Origin of the sequence: Lysobacter sp. 1R34A (genome assembly GCF_051217035.1) — a bacterium.
In the GTDB taxonomy this organism is placed as follows: Bacteria; Pseudomonadota; Gammaproteobacteria; order Xanthomonadales; family Xanthomonadaceae; genus Lysobacter.
Genome location: NZ_JBPKJP010000063.1, coordinates 1 through 25848, shown reverse-complemented (window position 1 = coordinate 25848; position 25848 = coordinate 1). Strand labels below are relative to the sequence as shown.

The following is a 25848-nucleotide window of genomic DNA, read 5'->3' as shown; positions in this document are numbered from 1 at the left end:
GCGTTGGGCGCCGTACGCGGACGCGATGGTGATCGACGGCTGCGGCTTCATCGCCGGCGACGACGGCGCGCCGGGCGCGGCCCTGTCGGCGCGCCTGGTCGACGACGCGCGCCGCAGCGGCCTGCGCGTCATCCAGACCACGGTCGGCCCGGTCGCGCAGTACGAAGGCGCCTACGAGGAGACGGTGCGCAGTATCGGTTTTTGGGAGAACGAGATCCTCGCCCATCCGCAGGTGTTCATGCCGGTGCGCAGCGGCGCCGACCTGGCGACCGCGCGGCGCGAGAAAAAACTCGGCGTGGTCTATCAGTTCCAGGACAGCGCGCCGATCGGCGAGAAGCTCGAGCGCGTCGACGACTTCCACCGGCTCGGCGTGCGCACCGTGCAGCTGACCTACAACCTGCGCAATCTGGTCGGCGACGGTTGCCTCGAGCCCGGCAACGCCGGCCTGAGCCGCTTCGGCCATCGTTTGATCGAACGCCTCAACGAGCGCCGCATCCTGGTCGACCTGGCCCATAGCGGGCGCCGCACCGCGACCGAGGCGATCGCCGCCTCGAAGGCCCCGGTGCTGATCAGCCACACCGGCTGCGCCGCGCTGGTCGATCGCCCGCGCAACAAGACCGATGCCGAACTGCGCGCGGTCGCCGACGGCGGCGGCGTGGTCGGCATCTACCTGATGCCGTTCCTGCGCGAAAGCGGCCAGACCACCGCCGCCGACGTCGTCCGCCACCTCGAACACGCCCTGCGGGTCTGCGGCGAAGACCACGTCGGCATCGGCACCGACAACCTCGTCTCGCCGGTGCGGCTGAGCGAGAAATACAAGCAGCAACACCGCGAGGCGATCCAGGAGCGGCGCCGGCTCGGCATCTCGGCGGCCGGCGAAAGCGAGGAGGTGTATCTGTTCGTGCCCGACCTCAACACCGTCGACCGCTTCGAGACCCTGGCCGCGCTGCTGTCGGCGCGCGGACATTCCGATGCGCGCATCGGCAAGATCCTCGGCGGCAACTTCGCCCGGGTGATGGGGGAGGTGTGGGGATGAGCGGCGTTGCTTCTACGGGGTAGGAGCGGCGCGAGCCGCGACTGCGAACCGCGGATTGCGACGCACCGGCATTCGGGCTGGGATGACCGCAGAGGGGAGCAGCGCGTTCCGTCCGCAGAGCGGGTAGGGACGTTGTCTGCGGCAAGACAAGACCAATGGCCGGGCTTCGGCCGAAGCGCTTTCGAGCACCTTTGCGGTTGTCGCGACTTGCGTCGCTCCTACCCTAGCAGAGCAGCGCTCAGGGGCTCGGCGCTTTCGCCAGCCGGGCCTGCTGCAGCGATAGCAGCTCGCGTTTTTCCTCGCTGCTCAGGCCGACTTCGCGGTGCTGGTGCTGCAGCTCGGCCAGGCGCTGTTCGATGGTCTGCTTGTCGAGCTGGGCGACCGCGTCGAGAAACTCGCGCTGCAAGGTGTCGTCGTCGCCCGGCAGGCTGTGGCTGGCGAGCTTCTGCAGGGCGCCGGCCTGCTCGTGGCCGGCGAACTGTTCGAGCAGCGCGCCGGTGCTGATTTCCGGGCGTTGCTGGACCAGATCGACGATCTCGACGAGCAGGTCGATGCCGGGCTGGCGCAGTTCGGCGAAGCGATAGGGCGGGGTCAGCGCGGCGGCCAGCGAGGGCTTTTGCAGCAACACCGAGATCGCGCTGCGCACCAGGCTGCGCTTCGGCGTCGGCGCATGGCGCCCGCCGCCGTGCGCGCGCTGGGTCGGTACGTGGGTGTCGGGGCTCGAAGCGCGCGCGCCGACCCCGGTCAGTTCGGTCAGGCGCTGCTTCATCAGATCGCCGAAGGCGCCGTCGGGAATCTGCGCGAGCAGCGGCTTGGCGCGTTCGGCCAGGCGGCCCTTGCCTTCGAGGGTGTTGAGGTTGACGTCGGCGGCGAGCGAATCGAACAGGAACTGCGACAGCGGCGTGGCATCGCGCAGGCGCCGGTCGAAGCCCTCGGCGCCTTCCTGTCGCACCAGCGAATCCGGGTCCTCGCCGTCGGGCAGGAACAGGAAGAAGGCCTGGCGCCCGTCCTTCATGCGGGGCAGCACCGACTCGACCGCCTTCCAGGCCGCGCCGCGGCCGGCGCGGTCGCCGTCGAAACAGAAATACACGTCGGCGGCGTTGCGGAACAGCAGCTCGGCGTGGTCGGGCGTGGTCGCCGTGCCGAGCGTCGCCACCGCGGTATCGACGCCGTGCTGGAACAGCGCGATCACGTCCATATAGCCTTCGACGACGATCAGGCGCGGGATCTTGTTGTGGGTCTGGCGCACCTGCCACAGGCCGTACAGTTCGCGGCCCTTGTGGAACAGCGGCGTCTCCGGCGAGTTGAGATACTTCGGCCCGTCTTCCTTGTCGAGCACGCGGCCGCCGAAGGCGATGGTGCGCCCGCGCCGGTCGTGGATCGGGAACATCACCCGGTCGCGGAACTTGTCGTAGACGCGGCCGCTGTCGTTCTTGGAAAACAGCCCGGCGCGTTCGAGCAGGCGCATGCGCCGCTCGTCGGTGCCGAGCGCATCGCGCAGCGCGTTGAAGCCGTCGGGCGCGTAGCCGATGCCGAAGCGTTCGCGTATGTCGGCGCTGACCCCGCGGCTGTCCAGATAGCCCTGGGCCTTGCCGCTGTGGGCGTATTGTTTCTGGAAGAAGCGCGATGCGGCCTCGACCGTGCTGAACAAGTCCTGGGTGTCGGAGTCTTCGTTGCGCGCGCGGGTGTCGCGCGGCACTTCGACGCCGACCCGCTTGGCGAGCTCTTCGACCGCGTCGAGGAATTCGAGGCGGTCGTAGTTCATCAGGAAGCTGATCGCGGTGCCGTGCGCGCCGCAGCCGAAGCAGTGATAGAACTGCTTGGTCGGCGAGACCGTGAACGAGGGCGAGCGCTCGTCGTGGAACGGGCAGCGCGCCGAATATTCCTTGCCCTGGCGTTTCAACGGCACGCGCGTACCGATCACCTCGACGATGTCGGTGCGCGCCAGGAGGTCGTCGATGAAACCGTCGGGAATGCGGGCCATGCGTAGGGCGCCCGCGAGGGGGCGGCGTTGCTCGTCGTGGTCTGACCGGAAGGTGTCTAGGATGCCATGCGCGGCCAGTCTGCGACGGTCGCGGCGTGCCCGCTCGCGCTGCGGGGCGTCGTCCTCGCCTTGTGTCGACGCTACGACGCCGGAAGGTCGACCCCGGCGGTCGCGCATTCGTCGGCCAGGCGCCGGCGCACGCGGGCGTGTTCGTCGAGCATGGCGGTGATCAGCGCGCCGAGCAGGAACACCACCGCGCAGTAGTACATCCACACCAGCATGATCACCAGGCCGCCGGCCGGGCCGTAGGCGGTGCCGAGGCTGGCCTGGCCGAGGTAGAGGCCGATCGCGCTGCGCCCGAGCATGAACAGCCCGGCGGTCAGCGCGCCGCCGAACAGCGCCCGGCGCCGGCTGACCGGACGGTCCGGCAGCCAGCGATACATCGCCGCGAACACCAGGGTGTAGAGCGCGAACGAGACGATCGCGGCGAACACCGGGAGCAGGTCGGGCACATAGGCGATCAGCAATTGCAGCGCCGCCTGCACCGCCATGGACACCACCAGCAGGAAACCGACGCTGATGACCATGCCGAACGAGAGCAGGCGCTTGCGCAGCCAGGCGGCGATCCCGCCCAGGCGCTTGGCGTCGCTGCGGAACACCCGGTTGAGCGCGGCCTGCAACTGGCCGAACACCGCCGAGGCGCCGACCAGCAGGGCCAGGGTGCCCATCAAGGCCGCCAGCGAGCCGGTGCTGGGGCGGTTTTCGGCGTTGGCCACGATCAGCCGGGCGGTGCTTTCGACCTGATCGCCGACCAGCAGGCCGATCTGGCGGAAGAATTCTTCCTGCGCCGAGGGGTACAGCGCGGTGGTCAGCCACAGCAGCATCAGCACCAACGGCGCCAGCGACAGCAGGGTATAGAACGACAGGGCGGCGGCCAGGGCGAGGATGTCGTAGTCGATGAAGCGCCGGGCGAGCTTGGCCACCCAGCTTTGTTCCAGGCGCGCCTGCAGGGCGTGGATGCGCTGCATCGGGCCTTGATCGTCGGCCGCCTCGCGGTCGGGCGGGCGCTCGCTGAAGGGACGTTCGGGCGGGGTCGTGGGCATGCGGCTCGCGATGACGGCGGACGGATCGCCGGTGTCAGTATCCGGGGCCCAGGTTAGCGAGGCGTGGGCGCGCTGTGCAGGCGCGAGGCAACGAAACGGCCGGGCGCGAGGCCCGGCCGTTCGTGCGTAACTGGAGATAACGGCCGCGACCGGCGGTCATCCGCCGCGATCGGCGGCGATCAGTCCCTGAAGTAGTGATCGCGTTCGGAACCTTCGTAGCGGCCCTCGCGCAGGCAACAGTTCCTTGAACCTCCGCACGGAGCCGCAGGGGCACAGGTCGTTGCGGCCCAGCTTCTCGACCAGTTCCTTGTCGCCGTGGACCAAGCGCCGGCCGCGCTTGACCCGGGTTTCGGACGGGAAGCCCTTGCGGCGCTTACGCGTGGTATCGCGGCTTGGCTCGAAAGCAGCCGGTATTGGTGTGTTGACGCTTCATGGTGCACCTCCGGGTGTGCGGCCCTTGCGGGCGGGTTGCGTGGCGGCGGGGCGGCGGGGTGGGCAGCCCCGGCCAAGCCCTCTTCCCGCAGGCGAGAGAGAGGGGCTTGAGCGTGGCTCGAGCGCAGCAGCCTCGAGTGAAGCGGCAGAGGCCGCCGGCACGCGAGGTTTGAAAACCGCCGGGCAGGCCAGTCCTCTCTCCCGCGCGCGGAAGAGGGACAGGGTGAGGGGTCGGCCCGAAGCCGGGCCCTCGCCCATCGGACGCGAACTCAGCCCGCCAGGCGCTTCTTCGCCAGCGCCGAGACCAGGCCCATGTCGGCCTTGCCGCCGAGCCTGGCCTTCAGCGGGCCCATCAACTTGCCCAGGTCGGACGGCGCGGCCGCGCCGACTTCGGCGATGACTTCCTCGAGCACGACCAGGATCTCGGCTTCGCCGAGCTTGGCCGGGACGTAACGCTCGATCACCACGATCTCGTCGCGTTCGATCGAGGCCAGGTCCTCGCGCGCGGCCGCCTCGTACTGGCTGACCGAGTCGCGGCGCTGCTTGATCATCTTGTCGAGGATCGCGATCACCCCGGTATCGTCGAGCTCGATGCGCTCGTCGACTTCCTTTTGCTTGAGCGCGGCATTGATCAGGCGGATCACGCCGAGGGACTGCTTGTCGCCGCTCTTCATCGCGGCCTTCATGTCGTCGGTGAGGCGTTGCTTGAGGCTCATGATCTGACCTTGTGGGTGCGGAAAGGGGGAGGGGTCGCCGGCGGGCGCGGCGCCGGCCGCGAGGGCCCGGCAGCGCCGATGCGGCAGCGTGATGCGGTTCCGGTACGCGCCGGCTGGAAACGCAAAAAGCCGGCGGCGCCCGAGGCGCGGCCGGCTTGATGGTCGTTCCCCACGAGCGCCGGCGGCGAAGCCGGGTCGCGCGGAACGAACTATCAGTACAAGCGCTGGCGCTTGGTGACGTCGCGCGACGAACGGCGCGCCTGGCGCTTCACCGCCGCGGCGGCCTTGCGCTTGCGCTCCTGGGTCGGCTTCTCATAGAACTCGCGCTTGCGGGTCTCGGCCAGTACACCGGCCTTCTCGCAGGTGCGCTTGAAGCGACGCAGGGCAAACTCGAAAGGCTCGTTTTCGCGGACTTTGACGCTGGGCATACGTAATCTCGTTAACGGGAACCGGCCCGGGCAGACCGGGAGAGCCGCGCATTATAGCGATGCTCCGGCGGAAGGTGCAACATAGGCACCCATGAATCCGACATTCTCCCAGAAAACGGCGTGCCAGGCAGGGTGCCGATGAAAGTCCTGGGCATCGAGACCAGCTGCGACGAGACCGGCGTGGCGGTTTACGACACCGAAACCGGCCTGCGCGCCCATGCGCTGTACAGCCAGATCGCCCTGCACGCCGAGTACGGCGGGGTGGTCCCCGAGCTGGCCAGCCGCGACCACGTGCGCAAGCTGCTGCCGCTGATCCGCCAGACCCTGGCCGAGTCCGGCCTGGAGGCCGGCGAGCTCGACGGAGTGGCCTATACCGCCGGGCCCGGCCTGGTCGGGGCCTTGCTGGTCGGCGCCGGGGTCGCGCGCGCGCTGGCCTGGGCCCTGGACGTGCCGGCGATCGGCGTGCACCACATGGAAGGTCATCTGCTGGCGCCGCTGATGGAGGACGACCCGCTCGGCCGCCCGCAGCCGCCGTTCGTGGCCCTGCTGGTGTCCGGCGGGCACACCCAACTGGTCGCGGTCGACGCGATCGGCCGGTACCGCCTGCTCGGCGAGACCCTGGACGACGCCGCCGGCGAGGCCTTCGACAAGACCGCCAAGCTGATGGACCTGCCGTATCCCGGCGGCCCGCAACTGGCCGCGCAGGCCGAACTCGGCCGTCCGGGCCTGTTCAAGTTCGCCCGCCCGATGACCGACCGGCCCGGCCTGGACTTCAGCTTCAGCGGCCTCAAGACCCAGGTCTTGCTGGCCTGGCGCGGCAGCGACCAGAGCGAGCAGACCCGCGCCGACATCGCGCGCGCGTTCGAGGACGCGGTGGTCGACACCCTGGCGATCAAGTGCGCGCGCGCCCTCGATGCGGCCGGCTGCAACACCCTGGTGGTCGCCGGCGGCGTCGGCGCCAACCGGCGCCTGCGCGCGAAGCTGGCGGCGATGGCCGACCAGCGCGGCGGCCGCGTCTGCTTCCCGCGCCCGGCGTTCTGCACCGACAACGGCGCGATGATCGCCTACGCCGGCGCCCTGCGGCTGCAGGCCGGCCAGCACGAGAGCGCCGCGGTGAAGGTGACCCCGCGCTGGGACATGGCGTTGTTGCAGGCCGTGTAGCCTTTCTCGGGACTCGGGACTCGGGACTCGGGACTCGGGACTCGGGACTCGCGCCTGCGCCGCGATCGCCTACCATGGCGGCGCTTTTCACCGTGCTTTTCCGAGTCCCGAACCCCGCGTCCCGAGTCCCGAACAATGGATCACGTTTTCATCGAAGGCCTGGAAGTCGACGCCGTGATCGGCATCTACGACTGGGAGCGGCGCATCCGCCAGCCGCTGGTGTTCGATCTCGAGATGGCCTTCGACAACCGCCTGCCCGCGGCCAGCGACGCGATCGGCGACACCCTCGACTACAAGGCGATCAGCGACCGCATCGTCGACTACGTGGCGCAGTCGGAGTTCGGTCTGGTCGAAACCCTGGCCGAACGCGTCGCGGCAATCGTGCTGGACGAATTCGGCGTGCGCCGGGTCCGGCTCAAGCTCAGCAAGCCCAGCGCGATCCGCAACGCGCGCGCGGTCGGGGTGATGATCGAACGCAGCCGCTGAGCCCTCGCGGCGCGCCCGCCGCGCCCTGGCTTCGCGAATCCGGATTCGCGACATCGATTTCGCGCCGCCGGCGCGTACGCTCTTGCGATTTCCGGCCGCAGGTTCGAGGATGCCCCGGGATCATTCATGGGGGCATGCGATGTTCGAGAAACTTAGCCGCAGCTGGGAACTCGCCAAGGCCAGCGCCTCGGTACTCAATTCGGATCGCGAACTGCTGGTGTTTCCGGTGGTGTCGGCGGTGTGCGTGCTGATCGTGCTGGCGACGTTCCTGATCCCGGCCACGGCGCTGGAGATCTTCTCCGACGGCTTCGGCCCCGGCGCCGCGCTGTTCGCCTTCACCTTCTATTTCTGCCAGTACTTCGTGATCATCTTCTGCAACTGCGCCCTGGTCAGCGCGGCGATGATCCGCCTGGAAGGCGGCGACCCGACCGTCGGCGACGGCTTCCGCGCCGCGGCCGCGCGCCTGCCCGCGATCGCCGGTTACGCCGCCATCGCCGCGACCGTCGGCATGATCCTGCAGGCGCTCAAGGACCGCGACAACAACTTCATCGTGCGCATGATCGGCGGCGCGCTCGGCGCGGCCTGGACGATGGCGACCTTCCTGGTCGTGCCGGTGCTGGTCGCCGAGGACGTCGGCCCGATCGATGCGGTCAAGCGCAGCGTCGGCATGTTCAAGCGCACCTGGGGCGAGAGCGCGGCCGGCATGGTCGGCATCGGCCTGGCCACCGGCGCGGCGATGCTCGCGGTCGGCGTGGCCGGCTTCGGCCTGGCCTATGTCCTGGGCTTGGTTTCCTCGGCGCTGGCGGTGCTGCTCGGCGCGGTGACCGTGCTCGCGTTGCTGGCCCTGGCGGTGTACCAGAGCGCGCTCGGCGGCGTGTACTCGGCGGCGTTGTACCGCTATGCGGTCGACGGCGAAATGCCGGCCGGTTTCGAAGGCCTGCAACTGGAAGCGCGCGCTCGCTGAGTCGCGCGCCGAGCCCCGCTCACAAGACGGGTTCGTCTGCGTCGGGAAAGCCGACCAGGATCCGGTCTTCGTCGCCGGCGCGGTCCGGGTAGAACCAGACCACGGCCGCCTCGCCGACCCGCGGCAGGCGCACCGGGTCGAACAGGCCGGTCTTGGTGACCCAGCGCTCGACGCCGGCGTGATCGGGGAAGCGGGCGACGAAGCGCAGGCGCATTTCGTTGTAGATCTCCAGGCCGGTGTCGTGGACCTCGGTGATCACCGCGTCGCTGCGCCGGCCTTCGGCCAGCAGGCGCCGGATGCGCGCGGCGTGACGGCGATGGGCGCGCCAGCCCAGGCCCGCGCAGCCCACCGCCGCGAGCATCAGCACGCCCGGCAGCCGGTCTTGAGCGCTCCAGCCGAGCCAGGCGATGGGACCCCAGTCCGGAGCGGGCGTGGCCGGCGAATCGGCGAACGAGCCCACCCGCAGCGGCGGTACACAGGAGTCGGCCGCGCCAGAAGCCCACCGCCCAGGCGAGCAGGGTCGAGGCGAACTGGCCCCAGGCGGCCGCGGCCAGGCCGAACAGGTCCTTGAGCGGATAGCTCAACAGGAAGCCGGCGATGAAGCCGCCGAACGAACCTACGAACACGCCGAAGAACCACGGCGGCGCCACGTTGTCGGTGTACGGGCTGGGCGGCAAATAGGCTTCGGCGATCGGATAGCGGACGGTGTCGGCGAGCGAGTAGGCGAACAGCGTCCACAGGCTCCAGCAGATCAGCGCCAATACCCACAGCCCGATCTGAGGGCGGGGCGGGCGTTGCAGTCGTTCGGGCGCTTGGCGGCGGCGTTCGACGGCCGGGTCGACGGTGCTCATGGGCGGGCTTCCGTGCAGGACGCGGCCATCATGCACGGCGGCGGGAAAACCGAACCCCGCGTAAGCAGGAATGGCGCCGATTTAGTACCAAAGCGCTAGCGGCGCACGAGCGCGCGGCATCGCGCACGGCATCGCGCACGGCGGCGTCCAGCCCGCCCCGGCGCAGGCCGTCGCGATTCGCCGCGGCTGCGCCGGGGCCGTATCCTGTCGGCCTGTTTCCGATGCGCCTGCGACGCCGCCCCCGACGTGAATTCCTTCGATCTGCCGACCCCCGATGCCGATGCGCTCGCCCACAGTGCGCGCCTAGCGGCCCTGATCCGCGAACAGATCCTCGCCCACGGCGGCGCGATACCGTTCTCGCGTTTCATGGAACTGGCCTTGTACGCGCCGGGCCTGGGGTATTACAGCGCCGGCGCGAGCAAGTTCGGCCCCAGCGGCGATTTCGTCACCGCGCCGGAGATCGGGCCGGTCTTCGCCGCCTGCGTTGCCGAAGCGGTGGCGCCGGTGCTGCAGCAGATCGGGCCGTCGGCACGGTTCCTCGAACTCGGCGGCGGCACCGGCGCGTTCGCCGAAGTCGCGCTCAAGCGCCTGCTCGAACTGGATGCCTTGCCCGATCGATACGCGATCCTCGAACCCAGCGCCGAGCTGCGCCATCGCCAGCGCGAACGCCTGCGCGAGCGGCTGGTGCCGCCGCTGTTCGATCTGCTCGAATGGCCGGACGGACCGTTCGGCGACGAGTGGGACGGCGTGCTGTTCGCCAACGAAGTCATCGATGCCCTGCCGACGCCGCGTTTCGCGATCCGCGACGAGGAAGTGTTCGAGGAATACGTGACGATCGACGGCGACGGCTTCGCCCGCGAGCTGCGCCCGGCCGACGATTTCCTCGCCCAGGCGGTGCGCATCGCCGAGCGCCGCCTCGAACGTCCGCTCCCCGACGGTTATCGCTCCGAGTTGTTGCCGCAACTGCCGTACTGGATCCAGGCGGTCGCCGGCGGCCTGCGCAACGGCGCGATGCTGTTCGTCGACTACGGTTATGCGCGCGCCGAGTACTACGCGCCCGATCGCGTCGACGGCACCCTGCGCGCGTTCTACCGCCATCGCATGCACGGCGACCCGTTGCTGTGGCCGGGCCTGCAGGACCTCACCGCCTCGGTCGATTTCACCGCCCTGGTCGAAGCCGGCGTCGCCGCCGGTTTCGATCTGTCCGGTTACTGCTCGCAGGCCAGCTTCCTGCTCGGCAACGGCCTGGCCGGGGTGTTGCAGCGGATCGAAGGCATCGAGGACGAGGTCGAAAAGCAGCGCCGCCTCAACGAGGTCAAGCGCCTGACCCTGCCGAGCGAGATGGGCGAGCGTTTCCAGGTCATGGGCTTCGAGAAGGGCGTCGAGTTCGGCGTGGCCTTCATGGCCGGCGATCTGAGCTTCCGCTTGTGAGCGGGGTCGACGAGTACGGCGCGCGCGGGGTGCTGCGCGCGTTCGAGCGGCCGGCGCTGTGGTGCGCGCTCGGCCTGGCGATGATCGCCGCGGTCGCCGGCGCGACCCTGCTGCCCGCGCACGACCTGCCGCCGACGCCGTTTTCCGGGTTCGACAAGATCGAGCATTTCTCCGCGTACGCGGCGCTGTCGGCCTACGCGACGATGCTGTTCGCGCGGCTGCGCCCGCAGGCGATCGCCGCGGCCGGCCTGATCGCGCTCGGGGTGGCGCTGGAGTTCGCCCAGGCCGGCCTGACCGATTCGCGCACCGGCGACGCCATCGACGCCGCCGCCAACAGCCTGGGCGTGTTCGCCGGCCTGTTCGTCTCGCCGACCCCGGCCTCGCGCTGGCTGCAGAAACTCGACCGCCGGCTGGCGCGCCGGCGCGCCTGAGGGCGCGCGCCGCGCCCCCGAAACGCAGGCGGGCGGCGATTTCGGCCCGCCGCTGTTAAGCCACCCCGCCCCGCCGCCCGGCCGAAAATCGGTTACCGCTGTATCGGTTAGTAGAGAACGGTCACAAAGGCATATTCGGCACAGTCACATGACCGCTTGCGCAAAGGTTAAATATTTGTGAGGCTCGCCCCGGGCTCTCCGGAGCCTGACCTCATCCTCGCAAGGAACCGATCATGTCCGTAGTGCACCGCAACCGTCTGGCGCTGGCCGTAGCCGCCGCCGTGGCCGCCAGCGCCTTCGTCCCCTCCGCCTTCGCCCAGGAACCCGCCGCTCCGGCCAGCCGTGAAGCGACGACCCTCGACGCGGTGCAGGTGACCGGTTCGCGCGCGCGCGGCCGCGCCGCCGAAGAGACCGCCGCACCGGTCGACGTGATCGGCAAGGAAGAGTTGAACGCCACCGGCGCGACCGAGATCGGCCAGATCCTGCAGATGCTGGAGCCCTCGTTCAATTTCTCCCGCACCTTCGTCAGCGACGGCACCGACATCCTGCGCCCGGCCACCTTGCGCTCGCTCGGCCCCGACCAGGTGCTGGTGTTGGTCAACGGCAAGCGCCGCCACCAGCAGGCGCTGGTCAACGTGCAGCAGACCATCGGCCGCGGTTCGGCCGGTACCGACATCAACGCCATTCCGCTGTCGGCGATCGAGCGCATCGAAGTGCTGCGCGACGGTGCCGCGGCGCAGTACGGTTCGGACGCGATTTCCGGCGTCATCAACATCATCCTCAAGAAGCAGACCGAGGAAACCCAGCTCTCGTTCCAGGCCGGCAAGTACTACGCCGGCGACGGCGCCAACTACCAGGGTTCGGTCAACACCGGCGTCAAGCTCGGCGGCGACGGCGGCTACCTCAACCTGTCGCTGGAATACCGCGACCGCGCCGAGACCAATCGCGCCGGTCCCGACAGCGCGCGCGTCAGCCCGCCGAGGGTGACCCAGCGCCTCGGCGACGCCGACGCCACCGACGCGTATTTCTGGTTCAACGGCGGCCTGCCGGTCGGCAATGGCGAGTTGTACTGGTTCGGCGGCCTGTCCAAGCGCGAAGGCGACTCCTCCGGCTTCTTCCGCAGCCCGGGCGACAATCGCACGGTGCCGGCGCTGTACCCGAACGGCTTCCTGCCGAACATCCTGACCACCGTCGACGACACCTCGCTCGCGGTCGGCTACAAGGCGCCGATCAACGACAACTGGGATTGGGACATCTCGATCAACCGCGGCCGCAGCAAGTTCGGCTTCGAGGAGAGCAACTCGGTCAACGTCAGCTGGTGGTACGAGCCCAGGCCGGGCGGCGGCATCTACGCCGAGTCGCCGACCAAGGCCGACACCGGCACCCTGCAGTTCGACCAGACCACCTTCAACCTGGATTTCCGCGGCACCCTGAAGGGCTTCAACGACAATCCGCTGTACCTCGGCACCGGCGTGGAATACCGACAGGACGACTACCAGATCCGCCCCGGCGCGCCGGTGACCTACACCTACGGCCGCACCAACAACCGTGCGATCCCGATCGTCGGCCAGACCGGCGACACCGCCCAGCCGGGCATGCAGGGCTTCCCTGGCTTCTCGCCGAACGAAGCGGTCGACGACGGCCGCCACAACTACGCGATCTACCTCGACGCCGAAACCAACCTGACCGACCGGTTCCTGCTCGGCGGCGCGGTGCGCTACGAGGATTATTCCGACTTCGGCAATACCACTACCGGCAAGCTCTCGGCGCGCTTCGACGCGACCGAACAGTTCGCGGTGCGCGGCACCGTCTCGACCGGCTTCCGCGCGCCCGGCGTGCAGCAGCTGTTCTACAGCCAGCGCTCGACCAACCTCAACGCCGCCGGCGTGCTCACCGACACCCTGACCGCGCGCCAGGACAGCGCGGTGACCCGTGCCTTCGGCATCGAGCCGCTCAAGGAAGAAACCTCCAAGAGCGGGTCGCTGGGCTTCGTGTTCAAGCCGAACGACCGCTTCTCGCTGACGATGGACGTGTTCCGCATCGACATCGACGACCGCATCATTTTCTCGAGCAACATCCAGCCCGAGAGCGTCGGCACCAACGGCCAGCCCTGCGCGCCCGGCAACGGCAACTGCCCGATCCGCGCGATCCTCGATCCGATCGGGGTCGGCCAGGTGTTGTTCTTCACCAACGCCATCGACACCCGCACCACCGGCCTGGACGTGGTCGCCAGCCACAACACCGAGTTCGCCGGCGGCTCCAAGCTCAACCTGACCGCGCTGGTCCACTTCAACAAGACCGAGGTCAAGGAGCGCCGTTCGCAGTCGACGATCCTGTCGCCGGAAGCGCTGTTCGACGACACCCAGGTGACCCTGATCCAGGACGGCCAGCCGCGCGCCCACCACGTGCTGCAGGGGGTGTACGAAATCGGCAAGTGGGAATGGACGGCGCGCGCGAACTACTACGGTTCGGTGGCCGGCGAAGGCTTCACCCCGGGCGTCAAGCAGCGCTGGGGCGGCAAGTGGCTCGGCGATCTGGCCGTGCGCTACAAGTTCAACGCCAAGACCAGCCTGACCGTCGGCGGCAACAACATCTTCGACACCTATCCCGACAAGTGGGACACCGTCACCGGTGCGCCGTTCCCGCAACTCGGCTTCAAGTACGGTTGGGAAACCCTGCCGTTCGGCATGAACGGCGGCAGCTACTACGCGCGCATCGATTACCGCTTCTAAGATCGGCCGCGCTGTCGCACCGAAGCCGCCGCGCATCCGCGCGGCGGCTTTTTTGCGTGGTGCGCCGGATCGTTGCGTCGCACCGCTATGCCGCCGGGTTGGATAGGAGCGGCGCGAGCCGCGACCGGCGAAGCCGTGTACGCGAGCGCCCAAGCCGAAGACCGGCTACGTGGCGCGACCTATGGGAAAGCCGCCGTCTGTCCGGGCTTCGGATGCGATGCTTTCGATCGCCGCTGCGACTTGTCGCAGCTCACGCCGCTCCTGCAGGGCCCGACAGCCCGGCGTTCGTTCGTGCAGCAAGCGCTTACTCCGCCGCGGCCTTGCGCGCTGTCGCGATCGCCTCGATCCGCGCGCGCCGCATCGCTTCGCCGACTTCCGGGCCGGCCAGGCCGGGCGCGATCTCGTTCGCGCGCACCTGCATCGCCGCCTTCAGCGCGGCGCGCAAGGCCGCGCCCGATGGATAGGGCTGGTCCTGCAGGCCCAGGCGGCCGCGCTTGTCGGCTTCGCAGACCAGACTCATCTGTTCGATGCGCTTCGGGTTGCGGAAACCGTCGCAGCGCGCGATCAGCTCGTAGACGCTGCGCGGGCGCATCTCGGCGAGGCGGTGCACGTTGAGGTGTTCGCGGCAGACCGCTTCGGCGAGCAGGCGATGCTCGGTCGGCACCTTGAGCCGTTCGCACAACGCCTGCAGCGGCTCCAGGCCGCCGTGCTCGTGGCCATGGTGGCGCGGCAGCAGTTCGGCCGGCGTCAGCGCCTTGCCGAGGTCGTGGGTCAGCGCGGCGAAACCGATCAGGTCGTCGCCAGGTGCGAGTTGCGCGGCCATGTCGAGCACCATCTCGGTGTGGATGCCGGTGTCGACCTCGGGGTGGTACTCGGCGCGCTGCGGCACGCCGTACAGGGCCTCGACTTCCGGCAGCACCGCCGCGAGCGCGCCGGCGTCGTGCAGGGTGCGCACGAACGCCGACGGCCGGGTGCAGCCCAGTGCGCGCCGCAGTTCCTGCCAGACCCGTTCGGCCACCAGCGACGACAGCTCGCCGGACTCCGCCATCTGCCGCATCAGGGCCATGGTTTCAGGCGCGACGGTGAAGCCGTGCTCGGCGAAGCGGGCCATGAAGCGCGCCGCGCGCAGCACCCGCAGCGGGTCCTCGACGAAAGCCGGACCGACATGGCGCAGCACGCGGGCCTCGAGATCTCGCGCGCCGCCGTAGGGATCGACCAGGCTGCCGTCCTCGGCGCGGGCGATCGCATTGATGGTGAAGTCGCGCCGGATCAGATCGTCTTCGAGCGTCACCGACGGGTCGGTATCGACGACGAAGCCGCGGTAGCCGCGCCCGGATTTGCGCTCAGTGCGCGCCAGCGCGTACTCCTCACCGGTCTTTGGATGCAGGAACACGGGGAAATCGCGGCCGACCGCCTTGAAGCCCGCGGCCAGCATGGCCTCGGGCGTTTCGCCGACGACCACGTAATCGCGATCGCCGGCCGGCAGGCCGAGCAGGGCATCGCGAACCGCGCCGCCGACGAGATAGGTTTTCATGCTTGTCTCCGCGGGGTTCGGGACTTGGGACTTGGGACTCGGGATTCGGGATTCGGGATTCGGGATTCGGGATTCGGGACTCGAAAGGGCGTAGCTGCCGACCCGGCAGCGCACGCGAAATCTTGCTTTACCAGTCCCGAGTCCCGAGTCCCGGCCCTTCAGCGCGGCGAATTCTGCGCGAGCAGGGCCACGATGTCCTCGGCCCCGGCGCTGCGGCCGAGGTGGCGGATGATCGGTGTGGCCTGGCCCGACACCCACAGGCGCAGCTCGGCTTCCAGGTCGAAATGGCCGGCGGTCTCGAGCGAGAACATCACGATGCTGCGGTAGGGCAGGCTGAGGAATTCGGTCTTGCGCCCGGTGACGCCCTGTTTGTCGACCAGGATCAGGCGGCGATCGGTGAACACGATCAGGTCGCGGACCTCGCCGAACGCACGCTGCACGGTTTCGCCGGGCGCGAGCAGGGGGCGAAAGTCTTCGCCGACTTTCTCGGTGGACTTGGCGCCGGCATGGCCGAGCAGGGTGTCGAGCAGACCCATGGGGATCTCCTTGCGATGGGCAGTGGCGAACATCCTAGCGCGCGCGGTGTTTGGCGGCGATGAGTGGGGCGCGTTTCAGGGTGGCGGCGGCGTGAGCCGCGAGCGCGGGCTGGCGGATCGCGGCGTGGGTTCGGGTGATGGCGCGGTCGCGACTTGCGTCGCTCCTACCCCAAAGCGCGGCGTCGTTTCCCTGTAGGAGCGGCGTGAGCCGCGAGCGCGGGCTGGCGGATCGCGGCGTGGGTTCGGGTGGTGGCGCGGTCGCGACTTACGTCGCTCCTACCCCAAAGCGCGGTGTCGTTTCCCTGTAGGAGCGGCGTGAGCCGCGACCGCGTGACGGCAGATCGCGGCGAAGCAATACATAGGCGAGGGGCGCAGGGCGGCACCCGCCGTGCGGCTCAGGCCGCGCGCGCGGTCAGTCCGAGGATTTCCGGCAGGTGCGACAGCACCGGGGTCGGGGCGATGCCGAGTTTGAGCAGGCCGTTCTCGACGCTGGTCGAGTCGGTCTGCAGCGAGCGCCAGTTGTCGCGGCTGATCGGCTTGCCGGGCAGCCATTCGCCGATCTCGGCCTGCAGCTTGCCGAGCGATTCGGGCAGCGGCAGCACCGCGCGCAGGCGTCGACGCGCGCGCGCGGTCGCGCGCACGATCTCGGCCAAGCTCATCACTTCCGGTCCGACCAGGTTGTAGCTGCGGTGGATATGACGGTCGTCGGCCAGCGCGTTGACGAAAGCCCGAGTCACATCGCCGATCCAGACCGGCTGGAAGCGCGCATTGGCGCGGCCCATCGGCAGCAGCGGCGCATAGCGCAGCAGTTCGTCGAAGCGGCAGAACAGGCCGTCGCCGGGGCCGGCGATGACCGAGGGGCGCAGCAGGGTCCAGGCGAGCTTGGAGGCGCGCACGCGCTGCTCGGCGCGGCCGCGCGATTCCAGGTAATGGCTCTGGCCGGTGCCGGCGTTGAGCGCGCTCATCTGCAGCAAGCGCGATACGCCCATGTCGCGCATCGCTTCGAGCAAGGCTTCCAGAAGCTCGACGTAGACGTGCTCGAAGCCTGCGCCGCTGTCGCCCCGTTCGTTGAGAATGCCGACCAGATTGACCACCGCGTCGACGTCGTCGAGCACCGCGCGCAGGAAATCCGGATTGCCGATGTCGCCTTCGATGATGCTGGCGTCGCGCGACAAACGCTTCTTCTTGGCCGGGTCGACGCCGCGGCTCAGCACGGTGATGCGGCAGTGCTCGCGCAGCAGCTGTTCGACGAGATGGCGGCCGACGAAACCGGTACCGCCGAGAATCAGGACATGACGACGGGGCATGGCGACGGGTTCACTCCTGCTCGGCCGGCGCCGGCGCGGTCGCAGCGGCGGTCGCGGCGGGGCAGGCGAACGACTTGCGCTTGCCGGTTGCGATGCCGCGCATGCGGTCGCTGACGTTGTGCGCGTCGCCGTTGAGGCGCCAGTCGTAGATCACGCTGAAGGCGAGCACCCGCGCGACGTATTCGCGGGTTTCCTTGTAGCTGATGGTCTCGATCCAGAATTCGGGCTCCATGCCCGGGCGCTGCGACTGCCAGCGCGCCAGCGGCGCCGGGCCGGCGTTGTAGCCGGCCATGGCGAAGTAAGGTTGGCCGCCGTACTTGTCGAGCAGCTGACGCAGATAAGCGGTGCCGAGGATGATGTTGGTCTCCGAGTCGTACAGGCTTGCGGCGCCGCCCCAGGGCAGGCCCAGGCTCTTGGCGACGGCCGCGCCGGTGCCCGGCAGCACCTGCATCAGGCCCATCGCGTTGGCGCCCGAGCGCGCGGTCGGGTTGAAGATGCTCTCGGCGCGAATCTCGGCGGCGACCCAGGCCGGGTCGATGCCGTTCCTGGCCGATTCGCGACGGATCGTGTCGTCGTGGTGCAGCGGGAAGCGCAGGTAGTACAGGCGTTGTTCCTGCGGAGTTTTATTGAGCGAGAACACCGCGCGGTCGAACCAGTTGTAGCTCTGCGCCACTTCGATGGCGATGCGGCGCTGGGTGTCGTCGTAGCGGCTCAGCGCGTCGTCCCATTCGCGCACCGCCCAACCGGCGCGTTCGATCCGGAACAGGCCCATCGCCCGCTGCAGGGCCGGGTCGCGCGCGACCGCGGCCTTGGCCGCGGCGCTGTCGGCCGGCTGCACCGGGCACAGCGCATACGGCGCGCCGAGCCGGTCGGCGGCCAGGAAGCCGTGGAAATCGGTCTTCTTCGCCGCTTCGCGATACAGGCGCGCGGCTGCGGCCTTGTCGCCGGCGCGTTCGCTGAGGCGGGCCTCGAAGTACTGCCAGCGCGAATCGGCGCGTTGCTTGGCGCCCATCTTCTTGATCGCGGCCAGTGCGCCGGCCCAGTCCGAGCGCGCCATCGCTTCGCGCGCGCGCCACTCGTGCAGGCGTTCGTCGTAGGCCACCTCGGGCACGGCGTTGAGGCGGCGCGCCGATTCGGCTTCGTAGGACGCGACCGACCACAGCGCGGTCTGGTACAGCACCCGGCCGCGGTCGGCGTCGCCGAAGCCGAGCGCGTTGGCGTACTTCGGCAACTGTTGTTCGGCGCTCGCGGGCTGGGCCTTGGCGAGCTTGGCCAGCCCGTAGGAGGCGATCTTGCGGCTGCGTTCGGTTTTCGGCCAACCGAGCGCGCGTTCGTTGACGTTGTCCAGGAACGCGGCGTAGTCGTTGGCCAGTGCGAGTTGATCCGCCGGCAGGCCGCGCGCGGCCGAACGCATCACCGCCGGCTGCCACTCGGCGGCGGCGGCCTCGATGCGCTCCCAGCGCAGTTCCGGCGACAAGCCGCCCTGGGCGGCGAGCACCGCGAAGGGGCCGTCGCAGCTGTCGGGCAGGGACTTGCCGCTGCTGCGCCAGATCGCCTGCGCTTCGCGGGTCCAGCTTTCGTCGGTGCGGCCCAGCGCCTGGCGCGCGTTCAATTCGGCGCAGCGCAGGCTGACGCTGCGTTCCTTGCCCGTGGCGCTCTTGGGCGTCCAGGCGGCGAGGAAGCTCGGCCAGTCTTCGCGGCGTGCGGTCGCCGCCAGCCAGATTTCGCGGAAGGCCTCGCCGGAGGCTTCCTTGCCGCGGCGGGCGAGGAAATCCTGAGCCTGACCGTTGTTGACCGTGTCGATGCCGCGGCGCAGGTTGGCGTACTCGATCCAGCCGTACAGCGGATGCCGCGCGAGATCGGCGTACTGGCCGCTGTCGAACTGGCCGCGTTCGGCCGCTTCGATCGCGGCGCGCACGCGCGGCAGCAAGGGGTCGACCGCGGGCGCGGGCAAGGCGTTGACGACCGGCGCCGGCTTGACCGCGGCCTGGGTCGGCGCCGAGGCCGGGGTCTGGGCGCAGGCGGTGGTGGCGAGGGCCGCGGCGAGCGCAGCGATGGCGAGTGTGTAGGGGCGTGGCAGCATCGCCGGACTATAGCCCAGCACGCATGAATGCCTTATATGAACATCGGCTGTCGATGCGCTGCCTGCGAAGCGCGTCGCAGCTTGCGTGGCGTTGCCCGAAGACGCTGGCGCCATCGCGTCTTCAGGATCGTGCAGGCGATGCGAAGTGGCGTCGCGATCGCAGCGCACGCCGGAGCCGCGGCGATGAGTCTCGTCGCGGTCGCCGCATCGCCTTGCGACCGCCAACCGCCGCATCGCGGCAGGCAGTCGCGGCGCGGCGTTGCGACCATGTAGGCTCGAACCTGATCTCGCGGAGCATTCGACGGTGACAGCCTGGTTGGTCTTTCTCGCATTGGGCGCCGTGGCCGGCGTGCTCGCCGGCTTGCTCGGCATCGGCGGCGGCCTGGTGCTGGTCGCCGCGCTGGCCTGGCTGGCCCCGCTGATGGGCATCCCGCAGGACGCGGCCATGCACACCGCGCTGGCCAGTTCCCTCGCCAGCATCGTGCTGACCGCGACCGCCTCGGCGCGCGCCCATGCCAAGCGCGGCAGCGTGATGTGGCCGACCGTGCGCTGGATGGTGCCGGGGCTGCTGCTCGGGGGCTGGCTCGGTAGTTTCGTCGCGGTGCGCATCGACGGCGACTGGCTGCGCCTGATCGTCGCCGGCTATTGCCTGATCGCCGCGGCGCAGTTGCTGTTCGGCAAGAACGGCGCGCCGCTCGCCGACGGGGCGCCGCCGCCGCAGGGCTTGCCGATGTCGGCCGCGGGCGTCGGCATCGGCGCGGTGTCGGCGGTGGTCGGCATCGGCGGCGGCAGCATGACCGTGCCCCTGCTGGTCTGGCGCGGCGTCGCCCCGGTGCGCGCGGTCGGTACTTCATCGGCCTGCGGGGTGGCGATCGGCCTGGCCAGCGCGGTCGGCTACGCCTTCAACGCCCCGACCGGGGCTTTGCCCGACCACGCGATCGGCTATGTCTACCTGCCGGCGGCGATCGGCGTCGCGGTCGCCTCGGTGTTCGCCGCGCCCTACGGCACCCGGCTCGCCCACAAGCTGCACGGCGACACCCTCAAGCGGGTATTCGCCGCGTTCCTGATCCTGGTCGCGGTCAGCCTGCTGCTGGGCGGCTGAAGCGCGACCGCGGCCGCGGCGCGTCATCGCCGGCGCCGACCGCGCCAACTGTCGCGCCGGGAGCCGCGCGAGCGGTCGGCTGAACGGGCCAACCCGATGCGGCCATAAGCGACGTACGTCTCAAGCCGCGGCCGATCCCGATCAGAAGTGGGACCCAGTTGGCAAGTAGTCCCTATTTGCGCCTTGTGGCGGATTCACGAATTGTTTACAACCTCCCGGTGCCGTCCGCACGGATGGACGGCGTGCCAATAGCCATCAGAGCTACAGCCACATTCTTGAGGGAGAGAGAGTCGATGAAAGTGTCGCGTCGTCATGCCTTGGCGAAAGCCATTCAGTTGTCCCTGCTGGTCGCCCTGCCGGGGCTCGCAGCCGCCCAGGAAGCCGCGCCTGCCCGAGACGCCACCACGCTGGACACCGTCCAGGTCACCGGCACCCGCATCAAGAAGGCCGAGATCGAAAGCCAGGTCCCGGTCCAGACCCTCACCCGCGACGACATCGAGCGCACCGGCCTGACCTCGATCGGCGACGTGGTCCAGGAGCTCACCGGCGCCGGCTCGGCGCTCAACACCAAGTTCAACTCCTCCGGCAACTTCGGCTTCTCGCCCAACGGCGACGGCGTCGGCGCCGGTTCGGCCCAGGTCGACCTGCGCCACCTCGGGCCCAAGCGCGTTCTCGTCCTGGTCGACGGCATGCGCTGGGTCAACGAGTCCTCGGCCTCCGGCGTGGGCGCGGCGACCGACCTCAACACCATTCCGCTGGCCATCGTCGAACGCATCGAAGTGCTCGAAGACGGCGCCTCGTCGCTGTACGGCTCCGACGCGATCGCCGGCGTGGTCAACATCATCACCCGGCGCAATTTCGACGGCGGCCAGATCACCCTCAACTACGGCCAGTACGGCGAAGGCGACGGTGAGCTCAAGGGCTTCGACGCGGCCTGGGGCCACAACACCGACCGCTCCAACCTGTTCCTGGGGTTGAGCTACGTCGACCAGGACCCGGTGTTCTCGCGCGACCGCGAACTCTCGCGCGTGCCGGTGCCGGGCCTGGGCGTGGAAACCGGCAGCTCGGCGACGCCGAACGGCCGCTTCATCATCACCCCGGCGACCCCCAGCACCGCTTGCCCGCTGACCGATACCGACGACGATCCGAGCACCCCGTCGATCCCGTTCTGCAACATCACCACGCCCAACGGCAGCAGCTTCCCGAATGGCGTGCGCTACCCGCAGGACTTCATCGGCTTCACCGGCGCCAACCGCTACAACTTCGCCGAACAGAACATGCTGCTGACGCCGTCCAAGCGCACCGGCGTGTTCGGCCAGTTCCGCTTCCACTTCAACGACAACGTGCAGGCCTACGTCAAGGCGCTGTACAACCGTCGCGAGTCGGTCAACCAGGCCGCGCCGGAACCGCTGTTCCTGGGCCTGGACGCCGGCACCGGCAACCCGTGGTCCGAACACATCACCGTCTCGCGCCTCAACCCCTACAACCCGTTCGGCTTCGACCTCACCACCGAGGGCGCCAACCCGAACCTGGTGCTGATCGGCCGCCGTCCGGTCGAGGGCGGCCCGCGCATCTTCGAGCAGGAAGTCGACACCAAGTACATCGCGGCGGGCGTGGAAGGCAGCTTCGACGCCGGCGACCGCACCTTCTTCTGGGACGTCAACTTCGCCAGCAACAAGAACGAAGCCGAACAGACCAACCGCGGCAGCTACAACATCCGCAACATCAACATCGCCGTGGGCGACCCGGCCGTGTGCGCCGCGACCCCGGGCTGCGTGCCGCTGAACCTGTTCGGCGGCCCCGGCACGATCACCCCGGCGATGCTGCAGTGGATCAGCCCGATCGTGCGCGACCGCAGCGAGCAGAAGCTGCAAACCTTCACCGCCAACCTGTCGGGCGACCTGTTCGAAGCCTGGGCCGGCCCGCTGTCGTTCGCCGCCGGTTACGAATACCGCAAGTACGAAGGCTTCTATTCGCCCGACGCGATCACCGTGGCCGGTTACTACAACGGCACCCAGTCGCTGCCGACCCAGGGCGAGTACGATGTCAACGAAGCCTACGTCGAACTCAACCTTCCACTGATCAAGGAAGGCAGCTTCGGCAAGAGTCTCGACCTGAGCCTGGCCGGCCGCTATTCGGATTACTCGACCTTCGGCGGCCAGTTCACCCCGAAGTACGGCCTGCGCTGGCAGGTCGCCGATGAATTCCTGCTGCGCACCACCTACGCCGAAGGCTTCCGCGCGCCGTCGATCGGCGAACTGTTCGGTTCGGCCAGCCGCGCCGACCTGCAGCTCAGCGATCCCTGCCTGATCTCGATCACCGGCTCGCCGGCGACCGGCAACCGCGCCAACTGCGCCGCCCTCGGCGTGCCGGCCGGTGCGACCCAGGCCAACAGCCAGATCTCGGTGCAGACCGGCGGCAACGAGGACCTCGAGCCGGAAACCGCCCGCAGCTTCACCGCCGGTTTCGTTTACAGCCCGGCCTGGGCCTCGGGCGTGCCGTGGTCGGACAAGTTCGACTTCGAAGTGACCTTCTACCGCCATTCGCTGGAAGGCGCGGTGCAGGCGATCGACGCCCAGACCCAGCTCAACCTGTGCGTGCAGACGCTCGACCCGACCTACTGCAACGGCATCACCCGTTCCAGCGTCGGCGGCATCAACTCCTTCGAGAACAAGCTGACCAACCTGGGTTCGATCAAGGCCTCCGGCTGGGACGTCGACTTCTTCTGGACCCTGCCGGAGACCTCGCTCGGCCAGTTCAAGGTCAGCTGGCAGAACACCTTCGTGACCCAGTACGACGCCGTCGGCGCCGCCGGCCAGGTGCAGCCGCGCCGTCCGGGCGTGGAAGTCAACGACAGCGCGATCCCGGAGTGGACCTCGAACGCGAGCCTGTCGTGGAAGCGCAACGCCTGGACCGCGTCGTGGACGATCCGCCACATCTCCGACATGACCGAAATCTGCCAGGCCTCGGCGCTGGATTCGCCGTACTGCGACGATCCGGTCACCGGCGACAACAAGCTCGATGCGATCACCTACCACGACCTGCAGGTGGGCTACCACATCGACTGGCTGAAGGGCCTGCAGATCACCGGTGGCGTCAACAACGTCGCCGACAAGGACCCGCCGGTGTGCCTGTCGTGCTCGCTCAACGGTTACGACGCCTCGACCTACGACATCCCGGGCGGCCGTTTCTTCTACCTGCGCGCCGATCTGCGTTTCTGATCGACGCACCGCGACCGGCGCAGGCCGGTCGCGGGGTGGGGGCTCGCTCGCTTTACAACAAGAACGGCCGGTGCCTGCACCGGCCGTTTTGGTTTTGAGCGAGCGTTCGTAAGTCCGCTGTAGGAGCGGCGTGAGCCGCGACCGCGGGACGCAGAGAAGTAACGCGGCCGTCATCATTCGTCGAAGCGGTGTCTTATCGCCAGGGTAGGAGCGGCGCGAGCCGCGACCGCGAGGTCTCGGTTGCGATGATTCTTTCCGCAGAGCGGCGAAGCCACATCAATAGCAAAGCTTCCGCTCCCTAAAGGGTGCAGGTAACTTTCTCGTCCAAAGCAACAAAAGAAGCCACCAGAGAAAAGTGCTTCTTCCTGCAAGGGCACCAGCCCGCACGATCGAAGCCGACGCAGGAATGCTCCAGACAGGCCATCCATGGCCTGCTTGCGCACGGCCCGCCTCCCTGCGGGCCGCCCTAGGGGTTTCCGTTGACCGGCAAAACAGAAGATCAAAATCACGGCAACGGCAACGGCAACGGCAACGGCAACGGCAACGGCAACGGCAACGGCAACGGCAACGGCAACGGCAACGGCAACGGCAGACGCGTCGTGTCTGCTCTTGGGTAGGAGCGGCGTAAGCCGCGACCGCGCAGCCCCGGCCACCCGCGCCACCAGCCGCAGATTCACGGTCGCGGCTTGCGCCGCTCCTACCCCCGGCCAAAAGGATGTCGCTTCGATAGATGGCGTGGGCGTTGTTGCCTCGGCGCGTCCCTTGGTCGCGACTTACGTCGCTCCTACAGGGAGGGGGGCGCCCGGATTCCCTGCGGGGATCTAGGCTGTTGCTGTGCGCAGCATCGCACTAGCGAAGGCAACCGAAGACCCGGAGGGCGGCCCGCAGGGATGCAGGCCGTTTTTCATCGGGACAGGGAGGTCCCGTATGAAAAATCACCGCGTATGCATCGAACGCGCGGGCCTGTGATTCAAAACAAAGCAACTTCTTTGGTTACCTTTCTTTTGTTGCTTTAGACAAAAGAAAGTAACCCGCCGCTTTGGTGGCGGAAGCTTTGGGTTTGATCTTGATCTTTGATCTCGCTCCATTGAGCGATGCGTCGCAAGACCGCCACAGCGTTGTCGCGACTTGCGCCGCTCCTACCCTGGCGAAAGCATCGCGCTTCGACGAACGACGACGGCCTTGCCTTCTCTGCGTGTCCCGCGGTCGCGACTCACGTCGCTCCTACAGGTAATAGTTTCGTTGCACTGCGCTGGTCGGACTTGATCTGGATCCTGATCTTTCTTGATCCATGCGCCGCAAAACCGTCGCGGCGATGTCGCGGCTTGCGCCGCTCCTACCCTGCGAAGGCACGCCGCCTCGATGGGTGACATAAGCATCGGTGTGATCAGCGCATCCCGTGGGATGGATTCGTTGCGGGCGCCGCCGCCGTTGCGACCCGGCCGGCAACGCGCCGGCTTATTCCGAACGCAACGCGCTATGCGGAACGTCGAGCTCCAGCGACAGCGCCAGGTGGTCCGACAGCGCGGCGGGTACGGCGCGGGCGCCGGCGAAGCCCAGGCCGTCGCCGAGCAGGATGTGGTCGATCGCGCGCTGCGGGCGCCAGCTCGGGAAGGTCGGCAGGGCGCTCGACGGGGGCTGCAGGCGGGTGTTGCGAAACAGGGCCTGCATCTCGGGCCGGTCGGCCGAGCAGTTGAAGTCGCCCATCAGCACGGCGTGCGGGTGGTCGTGCAGCAGTTCGGCGATGAAGGCCAGCTGCGAGGCGCGCGAGGCCGCGCCGAGCGAGAGGTGCGCCACCGCCACGGTCAGGCCGTCGTCGTCGTCGCCGTAGTGGGCGATCAGCACGCCGCGGCCGGAGATGCGTCCGGGCAGGGGATGGTCGACGACCTCGCGCGGTTCCAGCTTGCTCAACAGGCCGTTGGCGCTGGAGGCCACGCTGCCGACGCGGCGGTTGGGCTGGTGGCTCCAGTATTCGAAGCCGGCGCGCTGGGCGAGGTAATGGGTCTGGTTGGTGAAGCCCGAACGCAGACTGCCCGGATCGCTTTCGTTGAGGCCGACGATGTCGTGCTCGCCGGCCAACTGGGCGATGGTGTCGAGGCTGCCGCGCTTGTTGCCGGCGGGCAGCACGTGCGACCAGCTGCGCGTCGCGTAGTCGCTGTAGCGACGCGTGCTGGAACCGGCCTGGATGTTCGCGCTGAGCAGGCGCAGCCGGCGTGTATTCATGCGGAGCGTCGGGCGCGCGGCCCGATCAGCCCTTGCTCGCCGGAGCCGGGGCGGCCGCCGCCGGAGCCGGCGTGGCGGCCGGCGCAG

21 protein-coding genes and 1 pseudogene are annotated in these 25848 nt (G+C 68.9%); 10 read left to right on the top strand and 12 right to left on the bottom strand.

Features of this window, described 5'->3' with window-relative positions; genetic code table 11:
* A partial coding sequence (locus ACSAMQ_RS14050; RefSeq protein ID WP_435396240.1) for a dipeptidase occupies nt 1-1036 on the top strand: 1036 nt, incomplete at its 5' end.
* 238 nt (nt 1037-1274) lie between these two features.
* Here ACSAMQ_RS14050 and dnaG read toward each other — a convergent pair.
* The 5 genes from dnaG to rpsU all read right to left on the bottom strand — a co-directional run bounded on the left by dnaG (nt 1275) and on the right by rpsU (nt 5699).
* Nucleotides 1275-3020, bottom strand: a complete 1746-nt coding sequence (gene dnaG / locus ACSAMQ_RS14045) for a DNA primase (protein WP_435396239.1) — start codon at nt 3018-3020, stop codon at nt 1275-1277.
* A 140-nt stretch (nt 3021-3160) separates the two neighbouring features.
* Nucleotides 3161-4048 carry a YihY/virulence factor BrkB family protein gene (locus tag ACSAMQ_RS14040; protein WP_435396242.1) on the bottom strand — a complete coding sequence of 296 codons (888 nt, stop codon included), beginning with the start codon at nt 4046-4048 and terminating at the stop codon, nt 3161-3163.
* A gap of 231 nt (nt 4049-4279) precedes the next feature.
* Nucleotides 4280-4447, bottom strand: coding sequence for an SEC-C metal-binding domain-containing protein (locus ACSAMQ_RS14035; protein ID WP_435396238.1), 168 nt, complete (start codon nt 4445-4447; stop codon nt 4280-4282).
* 377 nt (nt 4448-4824) lie between these two features.
* Nucleotides 4825-5271 carry a GatB/YqeY domain-containing protein gene (locus ACSAMQ_RS14030; RefSeq protein WP_435396237.1) on the bottom strand — a complete coding sequence of 149 codons (447 nt, stop codon included), beginning with the start codon at nt 5269-5271 and terminating at the stop codon, nt 4825-4827.
* Nucleotides 5272-5483: 212 nt separating this feature from the next.
* A complete protein-coding gene (gene rpsU, locus ACSAMQ_RS14025) occupies nt 5484-5699 on the bottom strand; it encodes a 30S ribosomal protein S21 (protein ID WP_056134345.1) in 216 nt (71 codons plus the stop codon).
* A gap of 138 nt (nt 5700-5837) precedes the next feature.
* Here rpsU and tsaD point away from each other — a divergent pair.
* The 3 genes and pseudogenes from tsaD to ACSAMQ_RS14010 all read left to right on the top strand — a co-directional run.
* Nucleotides 5838-6897, top strand: a pseudogene (tsaD, locus tag ACSAMQ_RS14020) (tRNA (adenosine(37)-N6)-threonylcarbamoyltransferase complex transferase subunit TsaD); the annotation flags it as partial.
* A 98-nt stretch (nt 6898-6995) separates the two neighbouring features.
* Nucleotides 6996-7346 (top strand): dihydroneopterin aldolase, encoded by a 351-nt coding sequence (folB, locus tag ACSAMQ_RS14015; protein ID WP_435396236.1) that lies wholly within the window; start codon nt 6996-6998, stop codon nt 7344-7346.
* A 139-nt stretch (nt 7347-7485) separates the two neighbouring features.
* A complete protein-coding gene (locus ACSAMQ_RS14010; RefSeq protein ID WP_435396235.1) occupies nt 7486-8310 on the top strand; it encodes a DUF6159 family protein in 825 nt (274 codons plus the stop codon).
* Nucleotides 8311-8329: 19 nt separating this feature from the next.
* Here ACSAMQ_RS14010 and ACSAMQ_RS14005 read toward each other — a convergent pair whose 3' ends face one another.
* Nucleotides 8330-8770: a hypothetical protein gene (locus ACSAMQ_RS14005; RefSeq protein ID WP_435396234.1), complete on the bottom strand. Its 441-nt coding sequence runs from the start codon at nt 8768-8770 to the stop codon at nt 8330-8332.
* 637 nt (nt 8771-9407) lie between these two features.
* Here ACSAMQ_RS14005 and ACSAMQ_RS14000 point away from each other — a divergent pair.
* The 3 genes from ACSAMQ_RS14000 (at nt 9408) to ACSAMQ_RS13990 (ending at nt 13755) form a co-directional block, all read left to right on the top strand.
* Complete coding sequence (locus tag ACSAMQ_RS14000; RefSeq protein ID WP_435396233.1) at nt 9408-10592, top strand: class I SAM-dependent methyltransferase; 1185 nt, start codon at nt 9408-9410, stop codon at nt 10590-10592.
* On the top strand, nt 10589-11023 hold the full coding sequence (locus tag ACSAMQ_RS13995) for a VanZ family protein (protein ID WP_435396232.1): 435 nt from the start codon (nt 10589-10591) through the stop codon (nt 11021-11023). The genes ACSAMQ_RS14000 and ACSAMQ_RS13995 overlap by 4 nt, the downstream gene beginning before the upstream one ends.
* A gap of 233 nt (nt 11024-11256) precedes the next feature.
* Nucleotides 11257-13755, top strand: coding sequence for a TonB-dependent receptor plug domain-containing protein (locus ACSAMQ_RS13990; RefSeq protein WP_435396231.1), 2499 nt, complete (start codon nt 11257-11259; stop codon nt 13753-13755).
* A 304-nt stretch (nt 13756-14059) separates the two neighbouring features.
* On the opposite strand, the gene ACSAMQ_RS13985 is transcribed toward ACSAMQ_RS13990, so the two are convergent.
* The 4 genes from ACSAMQ_RS13985 to ACSAMQ_RS13970 form a co-directional block, all read right to left on the bottom strand.
* A complete protein-coding gene (locus tag ACSAMQ_RS13985; RefSeq protein ID WP_435396230.1) occupies nt 14060-15289 on the bottom strand; it encodes a multifunctional CCA addition/repair protein in 1230 nt (409 codons plus the stop codon).
* 158 nt (nt 15290-15447) lie between these two features.
* Entirely contained in the window at nt 15448-15825 is a 378-nt protein-coding gene (locus tag ACSAMQ_RS13980; protein WP_435396229.1) for a PH domain-containing protein, read from the bottom strand.
* A 395-nt stretch (nt 15826-16220) separates the two neighbouring features.
* The gene (locus ACSAMQ_RS13975; RefSeq protein WP_435396228.1) at nt 16221-17132 is read right to left on the bottom strand and encodes a complex I NDUFA9 subunit family protein; all 912 of its coding nucleotides are present in this window, start codon (nt 17130-17132) and stop codon (nt 16221-16223) included.
* A 10-nt stretch (nt 17133-17142) separates the two neighbouring features.
* Complete coding sequence (locus ACSAMQ_RS13970) at nt 17143-19215, bottom strand: transglycosylase SLT domain-containing protein (protein ID WP_435396241.1); 2073 nt, start codon at nt 19213-19215, stop codon at nt 17143-17145.
* A 304-nt stretch (nt 19216-19519) separates the two neighbouring features.
* Here ACSAMQ_RS13970 and ACSAMQ_RS13965 point away from each other — a divergent pair, with 304 nt between their 5' ends.
* Both ACSAMQ_RS13965 and ACSAMQ_RS13960 read left to right on the top strand, forming a co-directional pair.
* A complete protein-coding gene (locus ACSAMQ_RS13965) occupies nt 19520-20317 on the top strand; it encodes a sulfite exporter TauE/SafE family protein (RefSeq protein ID WP_435396227.1) in 798 nt (265 codons plus the stop codon).
* Nucleotides 20318-20610: 293 nt separating this feature from the next.
* On the top strand, nt 20611-23538 hold the full coding sequence (locus tag ACSAMQ_RS13960; protein WP_435396226.1) for a TonB-dependent receptor: 2928 nt from the start codon (nt 20611-20613) through the stop codon (nt 23536-23538).
* A 173-nt stretch (nt 23539-23711) separates the two neighbouring features.
* Here the strand turns inward: ACSAMQ_RS13960 and ACSAMQ_RS13955 are convergent, their stop codons facing one another.
* Complete coding sequence (locus ACSAMQ_RS13955; protein WP_435396225.1) at nt 23712-23981, bottom strand: hypothetical protein; 270 nt, start codon at nt 23979-23981, stop codon at nt 23712-23714.
* 36 nt (nt 23982-24017) lie between these two features.
* Here ACSAMQ_RS13955 and ACSAMQ_RS13950 point away from each other — a divergent pair, with 36 nt between their 5' ends.
* Nucleotides 24018-24155 carry a hypothetical protein gene (locus ACSAMQ_RS13950; RefSeq protein ID WP_435396224.1) on the top strand — a complete coding sequence of 46 codons (138 nt, stop codon included), beginning with the start codon at nt 24018-24020 and terminating at the stop codon, nt 24153-24155.
* An 841-nt stretch (nt 24156-24996) separates the two neighbouring features.
* Here the strand turns inward: ACSAMQ_RS13950 and ACSAMQ_RS13945 are convergent.
* Entirely contained in the window at nt 24997-25761 is a 765-nt protein-coding gene (locus ACSAMQ_RS13945) for an endonuclease/exonuclease/phosphatase family protein (protein ID WP_435396223.1), read from the bottom strand.
* Between the last annotated feature and the right edge of the window lie 87 nt (nt 25762-25848).